The organism is Marinobacter similis (genome assembly GCF_000830985.1).
In the GTDB taxonomy this organism is placed as follows: Bacteria; Pseudomonadota; Gammaproteobacteria; order Pseudomonadales; family Oleiphilaceae; genus Marinobacter; species Marinobacter similis.
The window spans coordinates 3645570-3662414 of sequence record NZ_CP007151.1 but is presented as its reverse complement, the minus strand read 5'-3'; the positions used below and the strand labels follow the sequence as shown (position 1 = coordinate 3662414).

Annotated in this window: 24 protein-coding genes; all 24 read right to left on the bottom strand. The window is 54.1% G+C overall.

All coding sequences use genetic code 11. From position 1 onward, the window contains the following. Positions 1–5: 5 nt before the first annotated feature. On the bottom strand, positions 6–215 hold the full coding sequence (locus tag AU14_RS16910; protein ID WP_041342819.1) for a hypothetical protein: 210 nt from the start codon (positions 213–215) through the stop codon (positions 6–8). After that, positions 206–529 (bottom strand): DUF6378 domain-containing protein, encoded by a 324-nt coding sequence (locus tag AU14_RS16905; protein ID WP_052472102.1) that lies wholly within the window; start codon positions 527–529, stop codon positions 206–208. Before AU14_RS16905 ends, AU14_RS16910 begins: the two co-directional genes overlap by 10 nt. Further along, positions 511–1353 (bottom strand): hypothetical protein, encoded by an 843-nt coding sequence (locus tag AU14_RS16900; protein ID WP_041342816.1) that lies wholly within the window; start codon positions 1351–1353, stop codon positions 511–513. The genes AU14_RS16905 and AU14_RS16900 overlap by 19 nt, the downstream gene beginning before the upstream one ends. Beyond that, entirely contained in the window at positions 1353–3293 is a 1941-nt protein-coding gene (locus AU14_RS16895; protein WP_041342813.1) for a DNA polymerase, read from the bottom strand. The genes AU14_RS16900 and AU14_RS16895 overlap by 1 nt, the downstream gene beginning before the upstream one ends. Continuing rightward, complete coding sequence (locus AU14_RS19945; protein ID WP_201773492.1) at positions 3290–3724, bottom strand: P-loop NTPase family protein; 435 nt, start codon at positions 3722–3724, stop codon at positions 3290–3292. Before AU14_RS19945 ends, AU14_RS16895 begins: the two co-directional genes overlap by 4 nt. Beyond that, entirely contained in the window at positions 3703–4905 is a 1203-nt protein-coding gene (locus AU14_RS16890; protein WP_201773491.1) for a toprim domain-containing protein, read from the bottom strand. Before AU14_RS16890 ends, AU14_RS19945 begins: the two co-directional genes overlap by 22 nt. Next, positions 4905–5276 carry a helix-turn-helix domain-containing protein gene (locus AU14_RS16885; RefSeq protein WP_041342810.1) on the bottom strand — a complete coding sequence of 124 codons (372 nt, stop codon included), beginning with the start codon at positions 5274–5276 and terminating at the stop codon, positions 4905–4907. Before AU14_RS16885 ends, AU14_RS16890 begins: the two co-directional genes overlap by 1 nt. An 18-nt stretch (positions 5277–5294) precedes the next feature. Then, positions 5295–5591 carry an N-acetylmuramoyl-L-alanine amidase gene (locus tag AU14_RS16880; protein ID WP_041342807.1) on the bottom strand — a complete coding sequence of 99 codons (297 nt, stop codon included), beginning with the start codon at positions 5589–5591 and terminating at the stop codon, positions 5295–5297. A gap of 4 nt (positions 5592–5595) precedes the next feature. Next, complete coding sequence (locus AU14_RS16875) at positions 5596–6012, bottom strand: RusA family crossover junction endodeoxyribonuclease (protein ID WP_052472101.1); 417 nt, start codon at positions 6010–6012, stop codon at positions 5596–5598. After that, entirely contained in the window at positions 6012–6644 is a 633-nt protein-coding gene (locus tag AU14_RS16870; protein WP_041342804.1) for a hypothetical protein, read from the bottom strand. The genes AU14_RS16875 and AU14_RS16870 overlap by 1 nt, the downstream gene beginning before the upstream one ends. Positions 6645–6912: 268 nt before the next feature. Next, positions 6913–8874: a ribonucleoside-triphosphate reductase, adenosylcobalamin-dependent gene (gene nrdJ, locus AU14_RS16865; protein ID WP_041342802.1), complete on the bottom strand. Its 1962-nt coding sequence runs from the start codon at positions 8872–8874 to the stop codon at positions 6913–6915. A gap of 62 nt (positions 8875–8936) precedes the next feature. Continuing rightward, complete coding sequence (locus AU14_RS19535) at positions 8937–9086, bottom strand: YbbN family protein (protein ID WP_158498333.1); 150 nt, start codon at positions 9084–9086, stop codon at positions 8937–8939. 180 nt (positions 9087–9266) lie between these two features. After that, complete coding sequence (locus AU14_RS16855; RefSeq protein ID WP_201773490.1) at positions 9267–9578, bottom strand: nucleoside triphosphate pyrophosphohydrolase family protein; 312 nt, start codon at positions 9576–9578, stop codon at positions 9267–9269. Between the two features lie 7 nt (positions 9579–9585). Beyond that, on the bottom strand, positions 9586–9798 hold the full coding sequence (locus tag AU14_RS16850) for a hypothetical protein (protein WP_041342791.1): 213 nt from the start codon (positions 9796–9798) through the stop codon (positions 9586–9588). After that, the gene (locus AU14_RS16845) at positions 9791–9979 is read right to left on the bottom strand and encodes a hypothetical protein (RefSeq protein ID WP_041342788.1); all 189 of its coding nucleotides are present in this window, start codon (positions 9977–9979) and stop codon (positions 9791–9793) included. Before AU14_RS16845 ends, AU14_RS16850 begins: the two co-directional genes overlap by 8 nt. 58 nt (positions 9980–10037) lie before the next feature. Beyond that, the gene (locus tag AU14_RS18800; RefSeq protein WP_052472100.1) at positions 10038–11045 is read right to left on the bottom strand and encodes an FAD-dependent thymidylate synthase; all 1008 of its coding nucleotides are present in this window, start codon (positions 11043–11045) and stop codon (positions 10038–10040) included. A gap of 12 nt (positions 11046–11057) precedes the next feature. Next, positions 11058–11633 (bottom strand): nucleotidyltransferase family protein, encoded by a 576-nt coding sequence (locus AU14_RS16835; protein WP_148312773.1) that lies wholly within the window; start codon positions 11631–11633, stop codon positions 11058–11060. Between the two features lie 10 nt (positions 11634–11643). Continuing rightward, the gene (locus tag AU14_RS16830; protein ID WP_041342782.1) at positions 11644–11838 is read right to left on the bottom strand and encodes a hypothetical protein; all 195 of its coding nucleotides are present in this window, start codon (positions 11836–11838) and stop codon (positions 11644–11646) included. 94 nt (positions 11839–11932) lie between these two features. Next, positions 11933–12229, bottom strand: a complete 297-nt coding sequence (locus AU14_RS16825) for a hypothetical protein (protein ID WP_041342779.1) — start codon at positions 12227–12229, stop codon at positions 11933–11935. Between the two features lie 57 nt (positions 12230–12286). Next, positions 12287–12541, bottom strand: a complete 255-nt coding sequence (locus tag AU14_RS16820) for a hypothetical protein (protein ID WP_041342776.1) — start codon at positions 12539–12541, stop codon at positions 12287–12289. Positions 12542–12648: 107 nt separating this feature from the next. Then, positions 12649–13440 carry a DNA-directed RNA polymerase gene (locus tag AU14_RS16815; protein WP_041342773.1) on the bottom strand — a complete coding sequence of 264 codons (792 nt, stop codon included), beginning with the start codon at positions 13438–13440 and terminating at the stop codon, positions 12649–12651. Then, positions 13437–13805 carry a DNA-directed RNA polymerase gene (locus AU14_RS23040; RefSeq protein ID WP_041342770.1) on the bottom strand — a complete coding sequence of 123 codons (369 nt, stop codon included), beginning with the start codon at positions 13803–13805 and terminating at the stop codon, positions 13437–13439. The genes AU14_RS16815 and AU14_RS23040 overlap by 4 nt, the downstream gene beginning before the upstream one ends. 37 nt (positions 13806–13842) lie before the next feature. Beyond that, positions 13843–15447 (bottom strand): DNA-directed RNA polymerase, encoded by a 1605-nt coding sequence (locus AU14_RS16805; RefSeq protein ID WP_041342767.1) that lies wholly within the window; start codon positions 15445–15447, stop codon positions 13843–13845. A gap of 272 nt (positions 15448–15719) precedes the next feature. Then, on the bottom strand, positions 15720–16706 hold the full coding sequence (locus AU14_RS16800; RefSeq protein ID WP_041342764.1) for a tyrosine-type recombinase/integrase: 987 nt from the start codon (positions 16704–16706) through the stop codon (positions 15720–15722). Positions 16707–16845 lie beyond the last annotated feature (139 nt).

Below are 16845 nucleotides of genomic sequence, written 5' to 3'. Positions count from 1 at the left end.
CCTTCTTATTGGTTGAGGAGGTCAGCGGCCTCTTGGACACGCTGGGCGTACTCGTCACGCTTAATCACTTCGTATTGCTCCAACCGGTCAACGGCGATTCGTGCCACGCGGACACGCTCAGAGCTATGAATGATGCGCTTGGAGTTCAGGTTCATGTGCGTTTGGGCTGCACGGATGAATAGCTTGCGGAGATAAACTGCGATTGTTAGGAACATTGGCCCCTCATAATTCGGTAGTTGTGATTGGTGATTGCACACTCAGCTTGGAGTGCGGAATAAGCGGTCTTGTCGAGGTAGTCGTCCTCAGTGAACTGACCGGCACGACTCCTGGCATCCTTCAGGTACTGCATGAACAACCAGCCATCCTCTTCGGTCAGCTTGTGGTCAGTCATGGCGTTGAAGGCGGCTACGGTTCTGGACATTGAGCGTTCCTGCCCCGCGCCATCGCGTTGTTTGCCACGTTCGTCAATGGTGTCAGCGGCTTTACGTAGGATTTCACCTGCGAAGGGTTTTACTTCACCGGAGTCCATAGCTTCACCTCCTTGGTGTGAAAGTCGTAGTCAGATGCCTGGAGTATCCGAGCCACACGCGCTTGACGCAGGGCTTCTTCCTCACACAGACCTTTGCTTTGAAACATTGAGACCACGACATCCCAGAGGTCATCGGCTTCAGCAGTATCCCAGCGAATTTCAATCTCGCCTTTACGCTTGCCTGACTTGAGTTCGTGGGGGTAGGACACCAGCTTGGTGACTTCCTTTAGGTGCTTCTCTGCGATTACCGGCCCAATGCCTGGGCATCCGTCATAACCGTCAGTTGAATCACCCATGAGGGCTTGGTACATGAACCAGTACTGAGCCTCTTCAGGCGATACATACCATGGCTGGTAGTCTTTCTGAGGGTTGAACAACCACCCAGGAATGGTCTTCATGTCCTTGTCGATGGACACGATGATTTTCTTTGCCCCTGGCTCGTAGCCATCCCATGTGGATAGGATTCCCATGACGTCATCAGCTTCGAGGTTCGGTCGCATGAACGACGGATACTTCTCAGCCAGTGCTTCTTTCAGAGGTCTCAGGGCAATAGGTTTGCGGCCACCTTTACGGTGTCGCTTGTAGGTTGGCATGACATCATGACGCCAGTACGTACCTGTCGGGCATGACCAGCAGAAGACAATCTCATCAGCGTTAAGCTGCTTCTTGATGTCTTCCATTCGTCTGACCGCGTGGTCGAAGGCGTCCTCGAAGAACGAGTGGAGAGTCCAGAGACCGTCACCCCAGTCGATTTCTTGCTCGACTACAGATGCGGCCTCGAACGCAAAGATGTCGCCATCCATGAGCAGGATGGTCTTTGACATTAGTGGGTCTCTTTCCATGAAGCACCAACAGAGAACTCGCAGTCCAACGGACAGCGGAACTCGAAGTACTCCTCAGTTATTTTTATTGCTTCCTTGACGACTTCACCTAGCGCCTTGGCCACATGGTCACCACGGAATGCAACTTGCACTTCGTCGTGAACCCAGGCACAGAACGCATAGTCACCGTCCCAGCCATGCTTGAAGCCACGCTCTTGCATGAGCCTGTCGATTTCCACCACCCACTTCTTGCACACCAGCGCACCAGCTCCCTGTAACAGGAAGTTCAATGCAGCGTGAGGTGAGCGAACGTAGATGAGGCGACCGTCCAGTCCATACAGGTGGCCACGCTCGGCGGCTGTCTTAACGGCATCTCGGAGGTTTCGGATTGCAGGGGTGTTATCTAGGAACTTCTTCTTGATCTTACGACCGGCTTTCTTCTTCTCTTCGACCGTACCCTCAGGGCAGACAATGGCTCCAATCAGCTCATCCCCTGCTCCGTAAAGGAACGCATAGATGAACGTCTTGGCCAAGTCACGGGTTCCGAGACCAGCAGCCATCTGGTTGGCCGTGTGGATGTCACCTTCCAACAGTTCCCTGATGTAGGCTCCACCATCGAAGGTGGCCATGAAGTGTCCCAGGCACCGGAGTTCCAGACCTGAGGCGTCAGAGCCAAAGAGTCTCCAGCCAGGAGGAACGGTGAATAGCTCCCGACACTGCGGGCCGTACTCCACCTTACCGCTGGGAACCTGGGCTACGTTGGGTCTGGAATGCGTGGCACGACCTGTAGCTGCACCACCGGTATTCACTGACCCGTGGATAAAGCCTTCAGGTGTCACACACTTAGTCCAAGCCTGCTCACCGTCTGCAAGTTGTGATAGTCGTTTCACAACCATGAAGTAACGGGCCAGATGCTTGGCTTCGGGGTATGACAATTCGCCCAGAACTTCGTCGTCAATCTTAGGTTGGCCACCTTCGGTAAAGACCGTGGGCACCCAGCCGTAGAAGTCCTTCAAACGCTTGGCAATGTGTTGACGCGAACCAGGGTTAAACTCAATGAATTTGACCTCACAGAACGGAGCGTCAGCCGTCCTGTCTGGCATGTAGGGGTCTTTGTAGCAGATGGTCTTCTTGGGTTTCTTGAGGGCTGTGAACTGATACCAGCACCCGAAGATGTCCTTGAGTTCTCTCTCGATCTTGACCTGTTGGAGTCGAAGCTCCATTTCCAGCCGTTCGGCTTTCTCCACATCGAAGAAGAAACCGTTCCGCTCCTGTTGTGCCATGACCCAGCAAATGTGGTGCTCAAGCTGGATGGCTCTCTGGGAGTAGTTCTTGCTGTCGATTAGCTCAAGCAGGTCTAGGGTTACCCAGACGTCCTGCTCACAGTAATCAAGCATGTCCTCGGAGTATGTCTGCCAGTCCGTCTGCTCGGAGAAGTCTCCCTTCAAACGGTTTAGGCGATAACCCCAGGCTTTCAGGCTGTGGGCACCAAAGAGTTTCGGCGGCAACATCTGCTTGCCTTCCATCGCGTTCAGGTGCCATGCAATGTCCCTCAGCTTGTTCTGCTGCTGGGGGTTACCATCCATGGACTGCCACGACTGGAGGTCACCCTGGAGCTGCTCATACTTGCGCCATCTGCGGGTCAGGACAGTATCCTTGTCACCCACGTTCGGGAAGATGAGCCTGCTGAGTACCAGGGTGTCGATGATGTTGTCACCGCGAACCTTCCGGCCAGACAATTTCTGCAAGGCTGGATGGTCATACTTGATGCCATTGTGGAACGCTACGGATGTGGCGCTCTCGATAAGATCAATAAACTCGGACATCTGGTGTGGGCGAAACTTGTAAACCTTCCGCGTATCACGGTCGATTGCCACCGCACACCAGAACTTAGAGACCGACTGCAACAGACCATTGGTTTCAATGTCTGCTACTAGCCTCAATAGCCGTACTCCTGTTGCCCATCGTTGACGAAAGCTCCCATCCTGTACTCAGAGAGCAGCCCAGTGTCCGTGTCGTAGCCAAGGCGTATGGTTTCGCCTGTGGATTGACCCGTGTACCGGTCTTTCAGGATGCGGAGGATTGTGGTCTGGCGTTCCTCCAAGCTGTCTGCCTGTTGGTTGCGCTCAAGACCGAACATGAAGTGCGCCCAGAAGCCGATGGCACGGGAGCCTTTGAACTGACGGATGGTGACCCGCCCGCCTTCCTCATGAGATGGCCCCTTGTCTGGGGTCGAGAGGTGAGAGATAACGTGCAGGATGATGTTGTAACGCTTAGCCAGAGTGGCCATACGCGCAGTCACATCTTCCAGTACTTCCTTCTCGTCCTTGTCGGCACCCGTGGCCAGAGCCGTCAGGTGGTCGATGTAGAACATGGTGTAGCTTGGGAGGCCAGGTAGATGATGGCTGGTTCAATCTCGTCCCAGTCAGTGCAACCCCAGGAGTCCCAGATGGTCAGACGCTCATCCAGACCTGGGTCATCGAGCACCTCGTCCATCTCTTCCTGTGTCCACCCTGAGTCAGGGATGTGGAAGCGACGACCGGCGATCTTGCCAGCGAACCTCTTGCCCAACTCGTCAGGCATCATCTCCAAGTAGAACGCGGCAACCTTGTGGCCCAGAACCTTGACGTCATACGCCATGGACTGAGTGAACACATCGGTCTTACCCACGCCTGTACCCGCTCCGAGGAAGTAGACCTCCCCCAACCTGCGGCCATACGTCAGCTTTGTCAGTGTGTCCAAGAACCAGGGGTAACCCCATTCGACCGGCTTACGGACTAAATCCTTGATGTCCTTGAGGGTCAGGAGACCAGCGGGCTTATACTTCTTGGCACCCCAGAACGCAGCCATCAGCTCTTCCACACGACCGGCCTTGAGCATGTCGTTGGCGTCTTTGAGCGGCAGGGTGATAATCTTGACGGTCTTGTGCATGAGCAGCTTTGCAGCTATCTCAGTGGCTTCCTGTCCTGGCTCATCCATGTCGAACGAGAGGTAAATCTCATCGAAGTTGGCGAGGTAGTCCAAGTTGTCGGCAATACATCGCTTAGCTGAGTCAGCGCCATTCAGGAGGCTTACCACGGGGTATTTGTTCCCCTGCACCTGACTCCAAGTGAGCATGTCGATTTCACCTTCAGTGATAATCAAACGCTTGCCACCGGAGAACAGGTGCATCCCGATCAGGGGCTTAGGCTTAACGGTTCCCAAAGTAATGAAGTCCTTGTTCTGGAACTTCACCTTCTGGGCAACGAGCTTCTGGTTTGGCAACCTGACGTCACAGACTTGCACTGGTTTGTTGTTGAACCGGGCAACCCGATAGCCAAACTTCTGGCAGGTATCTTGGTTAATGAGTCGTGCCTGGAGCGGACGGTAGTCGCCCTGGACAAACTCGAAGTCAACGGTCTGCTTGACCCGTACTTCCTCGCCCTCTGGTGGTTCCCAGTGCTCACAGCCTGCGGAGAAGCAGTAAGCGTGACCATCGGTATACCGAGCGAGGTTGTCCTTGGAACCACACTTGGGGCATGGCTCCTTAGCTAGAAACTCGCTCTCTTGTTCCATCAGACCAGACTCAGTTGCGCTGGCTTAGTGATGGTGAGGCGAAGGTTCTGAACGAATTTCTCTGTCAGTCGAGGTAGCTTTTGGGCAATTTCAGACGGAGACCCGAGGTACATCAGGTTGTTGATGCTCACGCGGTAGTAGTCAGCACGGGCCTTGTGGTCAGGAACGTAGCGAACGTAACCGTCACCAATGTCTTCAGCCTTCATGGCACGACCGGTGTTGTTCAGGTCATGGATACGGGCAGCCAGACGGGTGATGCCGTAGTGGTTAATTGCTTCCCAGGAGGTGATGCCTCCGGTTGCGGTTACGTGCTCAACAATGAGTTGACATTGGGTCTTTCCCGCTGTCAGGACTATTTGAGTTGAAGACATAGTTCACCTCCTCAGGTGCTAAACGATGGTGTGGAAAAGGGGTTCGATCAGGGGATACTGTTCTTCGAGGTAGCCAATCAGTCCGTTCAGTGCGGCACGTTGGGCTTCGGTGTACTGTTCGTCAGAACCGACGAGCACTACGAAGATGGAATTGGTGTTGTACCGTGGGTCAACATTACCCACCTCATCACGGGCACGAATGGCCTTGTAGGTGTTCTTGTTGAGGACGTCACCGTCACGCAGAATGACGTAGTGAGCGCCAATGCCGTTGACCCCAAGGTCTCGGTAAAGGCACTCAACGTCCCATGCGGTCATATCTTCAGAAGCTGTGCCCACACTCAGGACAACGATGTTCTCTGTCGTCGGTCGGGTGCGGTACATAATCTTTGTCTCCTTCTTGGGAGTAAGGGTCTAAGCGGAAAAGGATTGTTTCAGCGCCTTTCTCTACGATGAATTTCTCTACTTCCAGCTTGTAGATGCGGTTGTCGTTAAACAGGTAACGCTTCTGCAGGCAGTCGATGAAGGGCTTGAGCGCGTTGTCGAGGTCAGACAGCTTGTTGCTGTAATAGACCTCTGCGGTCAGTTTCATTTTGCCTTTCGGTTCGAGGGGAAGGTCAGGCAAGACCCGCAGGAGATGGTTCTCATACATCCTGTAGGCCTTGCTCTTGGTCTTCTTTCCGAGGTAGGACTCATTCGCAGATAGAGGCTTTAGGCCTGTCTCTACGAATAGCGCCATTAGAACTCCACGGGTTTGCCGTTGTCCTGACCTTCGGGTTCACCACTGGCTTGCGGTGTGTAGCCTTCAGGGTTGTCCATGGAAGGAGCCACGTAACCGCCCTCTTCTTCCTCGAAGCCATAACGGGAGCCATTGACTCCAGTGCCATTACCCAGGCTGATGACCTGAACAGCGGCAGGCTCCATGCGGAGGCCAACCTTCGGTGCCACGTACCATGTGAACAGGCGGCAGCTAATCTTCAGCTCAGCGCCAGGTTTGATGGTCAGCTCACCCTTGATGGGCGTACCGGTAGCGTCAAAGAAGGCAATGTTCTTCTCGAAACGCTTCTCGCCTTTACCGCCGAAACGCTTCATTTTGATCTTGAAGGTCACGGTGCCATCGTCTTGGTTGACGTCATAACCCAGGTCTTCTTCCTTCGGCTTCTTACCGCCGAGTTGGGCCTTGGTGATTTCAACGTGACGCTTGTACTCTTCTTCCACAAAGTCGATGAAAGCCTGGGACTCTTCGTTCAGAGGGCAGACCAGATTGACCTTGTATTCGCCTTCCTCGTCATACTTGGTGTCTGGACGGGTCAGCCACGGGTAGTTCGCCACACCTTTGGGAGTGGTCTTGAATTTAAACTTACTTGCCATATCGGTTTATTCCTGAGGTCGAGACTTCTCAATCTGAAGACACCACAGACGGGCCACAAACTCAGCCTCTTGGCCTTGTTCTCTACCAATGAGTAGGAACATTTCTTCGGGCACCGCTAGGTTTTGATCGAGAAGCATGTGAAAACGTGTGATTGCGTTATATTTCATGGCTCACCTCCAGGTGATGATTGGTTAATCCTTAGGTACGACTTTATTGCCGTACCATTGGTATGCCGGAACCACCACCCAGAGATTTACCGGTGGTAGGCTATCGGACAGGACATACGCCTGAAGCGCACTCGTCATCGAGGAGTTCGTCAAACGAGTTGGACTCTTGGTCGAGGACGATGGGTTGGAGCTTGCTGGTGTATTTGTCATAGACCTCCTTGGTGACCACTTCTTGTGGCAGGTACTGGTAGCCCAGGTCTGCAGCGGTCTTGGTAGGGTCTGTCCGATAAAGGAAAGAGACGCCAACGTAGACGTCCCAGTTGTCCAGCAGCCACTTGATAATGGCCGGAACTTCTGTGGGGTCGTAGCTGATCGTCACGCTGGTATTCTGTTGCGTCCAGTTCTGTTGCAGCAGCTTGTACCGCTCCAGTTGGCTCACAGCAGACTCCAGATTCACTTCAGTACCATCGACGGTCTCGAACGGTACGTCATCCCATGACACAGGAAGTGTCGCCAGGACTGCAGACGGGTCGGTCGGGTGATCGAACACGCGGTAATTCGCACGGTCGAGGATTTGAACCAACGGGTCATGCTTGGAGAAAGCCACGTTGTTGAAGATGTAGCGTCCGAGCGGCTTGTGAACACCTTCAGTGGTATCCATAACCTTGCTCAGAGTGCCTGAGGGCTTCACACAAGTGACGTTCTTCGGGCGTGGAGTACCCAGCTCATCAGCCATTGAGTAGGCCGCAGAGGTGGCCACACGCTGCATGTCTGTGTATTCCCAAGCACCCAGGTCAGGACGTCTGGCGATGCCTGTCAGACCAACACCGCACAGTCGCAGGTGATAGTTGTTCAGGTGCCATGACTCTTGGAGGATGCCATCTCGCAGGTCAACACAGGTCTGCCGGTAGTTGGCACGGGCAGCAATGTACAGAGCACGGAGCAAGCCAGCAGGGTCATTCTTGAACTTCGCAACATCGACCTCGGTCAAGTTACAGAAGGACTTGTTGCCCAGCAGGATTTCCACGCAAGGGTTGCAACCCCAGAACCAAGGGGCACGACGACGAGCTGCCTCAGCGTTGATGAACCCAGGCTCAGAGCCACCGGCTTCCTGCATCATGGCGAAGATACGCTCCAGCTCACGCTTGAGGGGCTTCTTCTTGAATAGCAGGGAGTTGTTGGACTGAGTACGGTGAGCGTTGTCGTGCAGCCAGTAGTCTTTCTTGGCTACAGCGAACTCTTCCCACTCTTCCTCATCCACGGGGAATATGGCGATTTCAGCACTACGGCGTGAACTCAGCACGGTTCCCAGGTGGTTCTCAAGGTCAAGGATGTCCATGCGTGTCAGCAGACAGCCAGCCTTGCGGTTCAGGATGTGAGCGATCTTCTCGTAGGCGTTAGCAATCTGCTCATCACCGGAGGAAATCCATCCGTAGCCAGCGAGGCGTTCACCGGCAGGTCGAATCTGAGAGAAGTCCAGCACCAGCTTCTTGGCCGGATACTTACCAGCCAGGAGTTTGCCGATGGACTTAGCCCAGGCTTTGGCGCTATCGCCAACTTGAATTGTCCAGACCCCATCACTGAAGGTCTCGACATTGTGCTCATTCCCGCCCTTGCCTGTCCGAGTAGACCGAACGGTTTCGATTTCGGGAATGCGCTGCATGAACCCAGTTAGGGTTCCGATCACGGGGCTGAAGCCTACGCCACAGCCTTGCAGTAGCAGCCAGAGGCTATCCACTACGTCATAGATCGTCTCAACACGCAGGAACGAACAGTTGAACTGAGAGGCTTCACGGGTCTTAGCGACATCGGTTCCACCCAGCCATAGAGTCCGTCCTGAGACCGAGACTTTCCGTTCAAGCATTAGGACACGAAGCTCATCCAGCTCCAGCATCTGGTCATAGCTCAGTTTCTTACCTTGAGCACGTTCCCAGAGCCAACGCTGGTGAGTAATCACGCGGTTGACCGTCTCAGCCCAGGTCTCAAAGATAGAGCCTTCGGCATTCAACGGTCGGTTATAGGTTCTACGGGCAACAATTTGGGAGCGAACGCTTTGGGTCATGCTTCCAGCTCCTTCTTGTGGCGCAGGTGGGACAGGATGTATTGCATCCCAGAGATGTAGCTTCAGGTGTTTCGAGTAGGTACACCACGAACTTCAGGCGGGAACTGGTCGATGTCGTCAACCAGCTCGATGTCACCCATGAGGTCATCAGCGGTCAGAGCCAGCTTTAAGGCTTTACATGGGGCGCAGGTGGGGGTTGTAAACAGCTTCATGTTTGGGTGCTGTCTCCTTATCTTGTTGTTCGATGGTCGCAAGGAACTCCGCAAGGAACTCCTTGAGCATTTTGTTTTCGGTGTGAAGCGTGTGGAGGGTCTCGCAGGAGCCACAGAGGTAGTCTGAGGTACACGTTAAGCCGTGCCCCATGTTTCTCCTGCAGCCCTTGCTGAAGTCACTCACCGGTCGTCTCCGTTCCCCTGGAGAGTGCCTGCCTGTTTCCGCGCATTGAGCTTCTTCAGGTTGAAGTAGGCGCTGTCGCCCATGGCCAGACCCATGACTTCGTGCAGTTGGGCCAGATACCAGAGGACATCACCCATCTCTTTCTCAAGGTCTTCACGGGGCAGAACCTCGTAGTCACCACGCAGGAACTTCTTGACCTTACCGGCCACTTCGCCAGCTTCGGACACAAGGCCCAGAGCCAGGTATTCCAGGGCTTTATCCTTGGGGTAAATGGCGGTTTCGCTGGTCTTCTCTTGGTAGTCGTTCATGTACATATCAGGCGGCTCCTTTCACAATGAGGTTTATGCAGTCGTCAAACAGTTCGCTCACATCAGTCACGAACTCACCGAGGTCAAGCTGACCGTTTGAGTACCGAGCGATGAACTCAGCGACAATGGCGATGGGTGAAACCACCAGAAGGAAGAGGCCCAAGCCACGGGCTACAACCTGCTTCATGGTCTGCTGGTAAAGGATTTCTGGTTTAGGCATTGAGCATCTCCTCGTTGCGCGCTATGGCGTGGGCAAGCTGCCGTTGCTCGGCGTAGATAAGGGCTGGAATCACTTCAGGTCGGTAGTCGCCCACACCAACCCAGAGGATGATTTCGCGGTTGTACCGGATGCCCATGCAGTAGCAGGTGGCCTTGATGGTCACGTAGCGGGACTGAGGCATAGCTTGGTGGTTTCCCAGGTACTGCACTTCTGGACATGAGCCAGGGCTTCATCAAAGGTCATGCTTTCTCCTTGGCAATCTGCCAGATAGACGCGAGGTCAGGACTATTGGTTAAAATCTCATCGACAGCCTGGGCGTAATCCCTGACTTCTTTCTGAGCGTGTGGGTCAAGACGGAGCTTAACGATACGGGCGTAGTCAGCCAGAGAGCCGGTCTCCCAGAACTCTGTCAGCATGGCCTGAGGCAGTGCCAGACGGGCTTGCTCAGGGCAGACACCCACCAGTAGCAGCCAGTGGTAAAGGTTGTCGCTGAACTGGTAGACATCGCTTTCAGACCAAGCCTCAGGCACATCCTCAAAGTCACCCATGAACAGACGCTCACGGTCGATGACCCCAGAGGAACCCTGCTTGGCACCATTGGTCGGAGCACCACGCCATTCATCAATCTTGAAGAACTCAGGCTTATCGCTGACGTAGCGCCTGGACACCTCGTTACGGGTCAGGCCAACCTGATGCTTGAACCACTGGCGGGCAATGGCAATGGGCATCTTTAAGTTGAACGTGACGTCATGGAACCGAGGGTCAAAGTCCAGCTCGGAGTCCAGGGGTGTCACCAGAACGCTGTCTGAGTGTTCCGGCAGGAGCATTCCAGTGAAGACCTCAACAGAGGCTGGGGCATAGACCATCAGCTCATTCAGGATGGCAATGCGTTCCTGCATGTGGAGTACCGGACAGTGCAGCATCTTCAGCCAGCCATAGAGGCTCATCCGAAGGTTCAGACCCCCTGCCCCATTGATATGCCATTGAGCACCGGCAAGACCCAGAGGCCCAAGCTCATTGAAGAGCTGAGCGGTCAGAACCATGCCGTAGTCCAGCTTCATACCAATGCGGATATGACTGAAGGGTGTCCAGTGGTCATGGTTGGCGAGGTACTTGAGGAGTTTGATGTCGCGTTCATCCAGCTCAGTGCTGGTCTTGGCGAATGAAACCCGTGCTGCGTTTACAGCGGTCAGGTCGTCGTTGTCGTGCTCAACTCGCTGCACGAAGCCATTGGATACTTCAGTCATAGTCACCTCCGATCAGTGAATGGTGTAGTCAGGAATGCCCACAGCTTTGTGCTCTGGGTACTTCTCCTGCAGTCGGGCCAGACGTCCAGACACACGGCCTTCGGTCTCACCGTGGCGCATGTAGGTCAGGGTCTTGTTGATGCAGTCGTCAGCGAATGCCTGTGTTGCAACGATGTCCTTGCCATCACAGCCGATCTGGCAGATACCGAAGTCGAAGTCAGCCAGTAGCTCTTCCAGACTCAGGTCTGTGGCCAGGAAGATGACTTGGATGGGCAGACTGTCGGTCGGGAACTGCAGGATGTAGTCGATGTGACGCTCGTTACCCAGAGTCGAGCCAGTGCTCATCTCAAGGTCAGGCTCACCGAAGACAGCGATTAGCTTCTGGGTGACCTCATTGCGTTTCTCAGGGTCAACGTACAGCCAGAAGTCCAGGTCTTTGACCTCAACTTCGTTCAGCATGTCACGCAGGGCACCACCGGCCAGGAAGACGTTACCGCCACCCTTGGCTTCTTCGATCTTCTCGGCAATGTCAGTCCATTCGGGGTGAAGCAGGTGCAGCAGGATTGCAGGGGCTTGTTTAATAGTCATGGTCATCTCCTCAGTTCTTGGCTTTGAGACGGCCACGACCGTCGTACTTGGAGCGGGATTCTTGGGGGTGACGCCCAGGCTTGGTCTTCCAGCCATAAGCTGTTGAATCGAACACTTCACAGAACTTCTCGAAACGAGCCATGGCACGAACGAGCATCGGGTCTTTCATTACGTTGTCAGCAAACAGGTTGGTAAGTTGATTCATGGGGCGCTCCTCCTCGGAACAGAAAGAAAAAAAGCCCCGAGACGCTAATCTCAGGGCTTGGTTTGTTGGTTAATCCTTAGGGCCGACAAAAAGGTCAGAACCTTGGGTTAGGCCTCGGTTGTGGCTTCACTGGCATGTCCTTGAAGCTGGTCTTGAAGACGCCACAGGTCACAGCCTCGGATGATTCCAGAATGTAAAAGACTGAGCCTGGGTTCTCTTTGGCCAGACGCATGGCTTCCGTTTCTGCGGTGTCCTTGGCGTAGTGGACTGCTTTAGGGGCGTATTGCAGTTTGTCTCTGTTGCCTGGGAGGCCACGCATTACTTCACTGTTGACCACCATCCAGATTGGACGGACGGGCTTCTGATCGCTGAACTGGCTGTGTTGGTACATGGTCACCTCCTCGGTGAAAATTGATGGTTAATCCTTAGGGCCGACAAAAAGAAAAACTCAGTGGAAGTGAGGGTCTTCTTGTGCTGAGGCAGGACGGTCGTCGCGGGTGATAGTCACGCCCTTATAGGTGAAGGACAGGATGTTGCGGTCTTTCTGCTTGAGACCATTGAAGGAACGCTTAGCAACAAGGGCCAGCTCTTCCAGCTCGTAGTCTTGAGCCAGAATCTTGGTGACCTTGTGACCAAAACGCTTGGCTTCTTTTATCTGCAGGTTGATTTCTTTCAGGATGTTGCGTTGGGATATGAAGTGCATGTTGTTCTCCTCGGTGAGTTGTTGGTGATGGTTAATCCTTAGGGCCGACAAAAAGAAAAAGCCCCCAGTTGGGAGCTTTCTCGGATTGGACGCGATGTCAGGACTACTTATGCAAAAGCATAGAGCGAGTTCAGGATAGAACTGATGTCGAGACTACCTGAGAGAGGAACAGGCGCAACTTCCCCACGGATGTCAGGTGGCAGTTGAGCCATGAACTCCTCACGGAGGTTCTCAAGTACAGCTTCCTCGTACAGACGCATGAACGCCTCACGGATGACCCTGAAGAATACGTCAGTGTCTGCCGCATGTGTGCCAAAGGAGTCGTGAATCAGCGCGAATGAGTCCAGGCCTTCTACGACCGATTGAGCGACCAGTTTCAGCAAGTGACTTGAGTCCAGGCTGTGGGTCACGTTCGGGCTGATGGCATTACCAGCTCGCATGATGTCCATTTCTTCCATTTCTTCACGGATGGTCAGGTCTAGCGCCTTCCCGAAGATGCGGGTCTTCACAGTCCTCATGTTGTACTTGCGGTAGTTCTGGCACACAGGAAAGCCCAGTGGTGTTGTCCAGCGCACAGGACGGCCCTGAGAGGCCACCAGACGGGCGATACCCTGCATCCACTCCATTGCCTCAGCAGCCTTCAGTACGGTCTCACGGACGTACTTGTAGAGCAGCTTGGCCATGATACCGGCAGCATCGAACCCATCGTTATGGAACGGGAACAGCTCACGGTAGCCACGGTCGTCAATGGCCCTGGAGTCCAGCAACTGGTCACAGTGCTTCTTCAGCGGGTTGATGGTGTCTTCCAGAACCTGCTCACGGAAACCAAACTCCTTGGAGCCATACGGGAAGGTCATAACCGAACGCTTGCAGTGCTTGCGGTTGATGCCAAGTTTCATCCAGTGTACATGGCGACGACCTGCTTGTACTCGCGCAGAACCTCACGTTCACCCTTGTCCTTGGACACAACGTCACCGGCAATACGGTTCAGGATGGCTGGCCACTTCTGACCGCTGGCACCCTTGACCTCCTTCAGGTAGTACGCCTTGGCTACGGCCAGAGCTTTGACCTTGGCTTCATCCTCGGAGGTACACTCACCGACCACTGACTCCATGTGAGCCACGACCTTGTTCATGACCTTGGTGTAGATGTCCGCTGGCTTGGCTGCAGGTACAAGGTTCACGGCTTCACCGGTAATCTCGCAACGCAGAGCCATCCCCAGGTTCTGAAGCCCTGAGCATGAACCGTCGAGGTCGATAGGCATGTGGACACGTACTCAGCGCCCTGCTCCATGATGCCCTTCAGTTCACAACAGGCGGCGTATGCTGGAATGGCTTGTCAGCGTCTTCCCAAAGTCGATCCGATATCGGGTCTATTGCACACGCAATTAGGGCATTAGTGTTGTCGTCAACCCACTTGATGCGGTCATCGAATGACACCTTGTCCACGCCAAACAGGTTGGCAATGTGAATCTTGACCCAGCGGATACCACGGGTGCCTACCTTCTTGCCCTCGGCAAATTCCAGTAGACCCTTAATCCAATCGGCAGTCTGAGGGCTGAGCTGAGGCACAGCGTACAGGCGACCACGGAAGTCCAACTGGTGCGGGAAGTACACACGGTCAAACTCCATGAACTTGTGAGCTGTGTTCATGACCATGTGATAGGTCACACGCTGACCACGGCGGTTGATGTTGGCGTCGAAGGCACGGGCTGCTTCCTTGCGGTAGCGGTTCCACTCGTACTCGCGTTGCTCAAAGTCTGCTGGCAGTGTTGGCTTGTGGCCACGCTTAGGGTTCTTCTCGTACTCACGGATGGCACGACGAAGCTCTGCGTGTTCCTTACCCCAGGACGGCTGGTCAGGCACCACAACGTCAGTGATGGCAGGCATCTTGGCCTTCTCAACTGTCCGTCCGATAGCCTTGAGCTGGTCGTGGAGTTCAACAACGTGGGGGCGAATGCGCCAAGCTGTGTCTTGGGCTGCATTGACTGCTGCCAGAACTTCCGGCATGTGAGCTGACTTCAACTCCTCCAAGTAGTTCCGATCTCGGGTCTTTACGAGACGAACAGGCGGACTGTAGGCGCTGAGGTAGCCACCACCATGGGACATGCCTGGAGTCCAGGGCACCGGAGGAACGACCATAGGCTCACGCACAGGTTTGACCTGGGACATGAACTCGACGTTCTCGGCAATCCACTCCAAGGTGGTCTCAGTGGCCATGATGTACTTGACCGTCTTAGCCCCACCCTTGCCCTGCTTGGCATGGTCTTCAACCGCGATGAACGATGGGAGGGCTGACCGTACAACGTCAATCAGGTAGCGACCCACTTTCATCTTCTTCTCTTCAGGCCATGTCTCACGCTCTACACCGGCCAGTCGGGAGACCCTTACCATGGAGTCCAGTTTGTGGCGAACAGCGTTCTTCTTGGCCATCATGACCTCCAGGCGCTGCACCAGAGACTTGTCCTCCTCCTTGAGTTTCTTCAGGAACAGTTCTTCCTCAACGGCCTTGCCCACGTTGACCGCAACACTGGTGTAGGGGCTGGCAGTGCTGATGCACGACATGAGCTGTTGGAGGGTCAGGTAAGCAGCCTCACGGTAACCAACCAGAGACACAATCTCAGCAGCTTGGGCTTCAACGGATGGACGACCACGGGACTGCTTCTCAGCCTGCATGACGCTCAACGCTTCTAGTGCCTCTGCTACTGCTCCCATACGCATGGATACATACCGAGAGCCATACGTGGTGTCTGACTCCTGGCCACGGCTCTGGGCCTTCTCAAGGTTCTTGAGGTAACGGTCTTTACCCAACTCAAAGCTACGCTCTTCCAGTTGCATCTGCAGGTGGTAGAGTTCCGGTGCTGTACGGAGTTCTACTTCGAGTTCAGTCTTAGCGTTATGACTCATGGTTATCTCCTGAAGTTATGACTAGTAGTAATAGGAACTAGTAGTAATAGAGCTTGTAGTAATTGAACTTAGGGTTATTAACTAAAGGTTATTGATCTTTGGGTCTCCCCTTAGGGCCGACAAAAAGAATCTGAATTAAGTCGGGCAAGGGGTAATCCTTAGGTACGACAAAAAGAATCTGGGTCAATGCGAGAGCGCAATAGTATCGAGGTCAGGACTAAAGTCAACAAAAAAAAGATAGGCCCGAAGGCCTACCTCAAGTTTGGTGATAGTCAGTCCATAAGGTGATGGAGTTTCTTCTTCTTCAGGTGGGTATAGCGTTCCAGCATCTGGAGGGAGGCATGACCAGAAACTTCCCTGACTTCAAACAGGTTAGTTGCTTTGCTGACCATATCTGTGATCTTGGTATGCCGACAGTCATGGAGTCTGAGGTGTTCCAGCCCTAACTGCTTCCTGACCCTGTTGTAGGTGTTCCTGATGCTATCGGGATGCTGACTGAATAGTCTGCCAGCGGTCTTACCCTTCGCCCACTTGGAGAGGATGTCAGAGGCCTTGCTGCTCATGGGTACACTACGGCCTTCACGGCTCTTGGTAGCAGTCGCAGGGAGGTCAATTTCCATGTTCTCCCAGTCCAGCCACTCAGCTCGGAGGTAGACCACCTCAGACACACGACAGGCTGTTTCCAGCAACAACTCGTAGACTGCCTGAGCCTCACCAGACAAGGCGTTGGTCAGAGCTGTCCTGTCCTCAGGGGTATGTATCGAAGTTCGCCCTGGCGCATCCTCAGGCATCCGTATCTGCCGTGCAGGGTTGACCAGAGTCGTCATGAGTTTGTCCTTGATGAGGAACTCAAAGATACCGGAGATGATGTAGACCTCTTTGCGAACAGTTCCCGATGAGACCTTACTCAGGCGTCTGTCCACGTAGTCCTTTAATTCAACGGCCCCAAAACCCTCGACTGGCGCGGTGCCCACAGACTTCTGGATGCTCCGCATGTTGGCCATACGCTTGTTGTAGGTTGACCTCGCGTTTGGGGTCTCAAGCGTAGCCTCCTTGGGCTTCATCACCTCGTCAAAGTACAGCTCAAACGCTGAGTCCATCCGAAGGGTCGCGCTGTCGAGCATTCGCTCTTGGTCAAGACCCCACGCTTCAGCCTCGCTTTTGAACTCAAAGGTCTTTGACTTGTGGACAAACTCGCCATCAACCTTGCGTCTTACTTGAACTCTCCACTTGCCGTTTGGCATCCGGTGCAGGTGCATAGTACCTTCCCTCTAGTACGATAATTTGCGTTCTGCACAATCGCTCACAATGGGGGTCAACACCCTTGAGGTCGCTTCAGGTCTACATCCTGAGGTTAATAACCACTAACCCTGACCTAAACTCCTAAGGGGAAGGTAG

Coding starts and splice junctions, on each gene's coding strand:
- AU14_RS16910 (WP_041342819.1), bottom strand. CDS start 215: ATGTTCCTAACAATCGCAGTTTATCTCCGCAAGCTATTCATCCGTGCA.
- AU14_RS16835 (WP_148312773.1), bottom strand. CDS start 11,633: ATGACTATTAAACAAGCCCCTGCAATCCTGCTGCACCTGCTTCACCCC.
- AU14_RS16875 (WP_052472101.1), bottom strand. CDS start 6,012: ATGGCGCTATTCGTAGAGACAGGCCTAAAGCCTCTATCTGCGAATGAG.
- AU14_RS16850 (WP_041342791.1), bottom strand. CDS start 9,798: ATGCCTAAACCAGAAATCCTTTACCAGCAGACCATGAAGCAGGTTGTA.
- AU14_RS18800 (WP_052472100.1), bottom strand. CDS start 11,045: ATGACTGAAGTATCCAATGGCTTCGTGCAGCGAGTTGAGCACGACAAC.
- AU14_RS16870 (WP_041342804.1), bottom strand. CDS start 6,644: ATGGCAAGTAAGTTTAAATTCAAGACCACTCCCAAAGGTGTGGCGAAC.
- AU14_RS16805 (WP_041342767.1), bottom strand. CDS start 15,447: ATGAGTCATAACGCTAAGACTGAACTCGAAGTAGAACTCCGTACAGCA.
- AU14_RS16815 (WP_041342773.1), bottom strand. CDS start 13,440: ATGAAACTTGGCATCAACCGCAAGCACTGCAAGCGTTCGGTTATGACC.
- AU14_RS16885 (WP_041342810.1), bottom strand. CDS start 5,276: ATGTCTTCAACTCAAATAGTCCTGACAGCGGGAAAGACCCAATGTCAA.
- nrdJ (WP_041342802.1), bottom strand. CDS start 8,874: ATGACCCAAAGCGTTCGCTCCCAAATTGTTGCCCGTAGAACCTATAAC.
- AU14_RS16855 (WP_201773490.1), bottom strand. CDS start 9,578: ATGAACGACTACCAAGAGAAGACCAGCGAAACCGCCATTTACCCCAAG.
- AU14_RS16820 (WP_041342776.1), bottom strand. CDS start 12,541: ATGCACTTCATATCCCAACGCAACATCCTGAAAGAAATCAACCTGCAG.
- AU14_RS16900 (WP_041342816.1), bottom strand. CDS start 1,353: ATGTCAAAGACCATCCTGCTCATGGATGGCGACATCTTTGCGTTCGAG.
- AU14_RS19535 (WP_158498333.1), bottom strand. CDS start 9,086: ATGAAGCTGTTTACAACCCCCACCTGCGCCCCATGTAAAGCCTTAAAG.
- AU14_RS16825 (WP_041342779.1), bottom strand. CDS start 12,229: ATGTACCAACACAGCCAGTTCAGCGATCAGAAGCCCGTCCGTCCAATC.
- AU14_RS23040 (WP_041342770.1), bottom strand. CDS start 13,805: ATGCCTATCGACCTCGACGGTTCATGCTCAGGGCTTCAGAACCTGGGG.
- AU14_RS16845 (WP_041342788.1), bottom strand. CDS start 9,979: ATGCCTCAGTCCCGCTACGTGACCATCAAGGCCACCTGCTACTGCATG.
- AU14_RS16880 (WP_041342807.1), bottom strand. CDS start 5,591: ATGACCGCATGGGACGTTGAGTGCCTTTACCGAGACCTTGGGGTCAAC.
- AU14_RS19945 (WP_201773492.1), bottom strand. CDS start 3,724: ATGTTCTACATCGACCACCTGACGGCTCTGGCCACGGGTGCCGACAAG.
- AU14_RS16800 (WP_041342764.1), bottom strand. CDS start 16,706: ATGCACCTGCACCGGATGCCAAACGGCAAGTGGAGAGTTCAAGTAAGA.
- AU14_RS16905 (WP_052472102.1), bottom strand. CDS start 529: ATGGACTCCGGTGAAGTAAAACCCTTCGCAGGTGAAATCCTACGTAAA.
- AU14_RS16830 (WP_041342782.1), bottom strand. CDS start 11,838: ATGAATCAACTTACCAACCTGTTTGCTGACAACGTAATGAAAGACCCG.
- AU14_RS16890 (WP_201773491.1), bottom strand. CDS start 4,905: ATGGAACAAGAGAGCGAGTTTCTAGCTAAGGAGCCATGCCCCAAGTGT.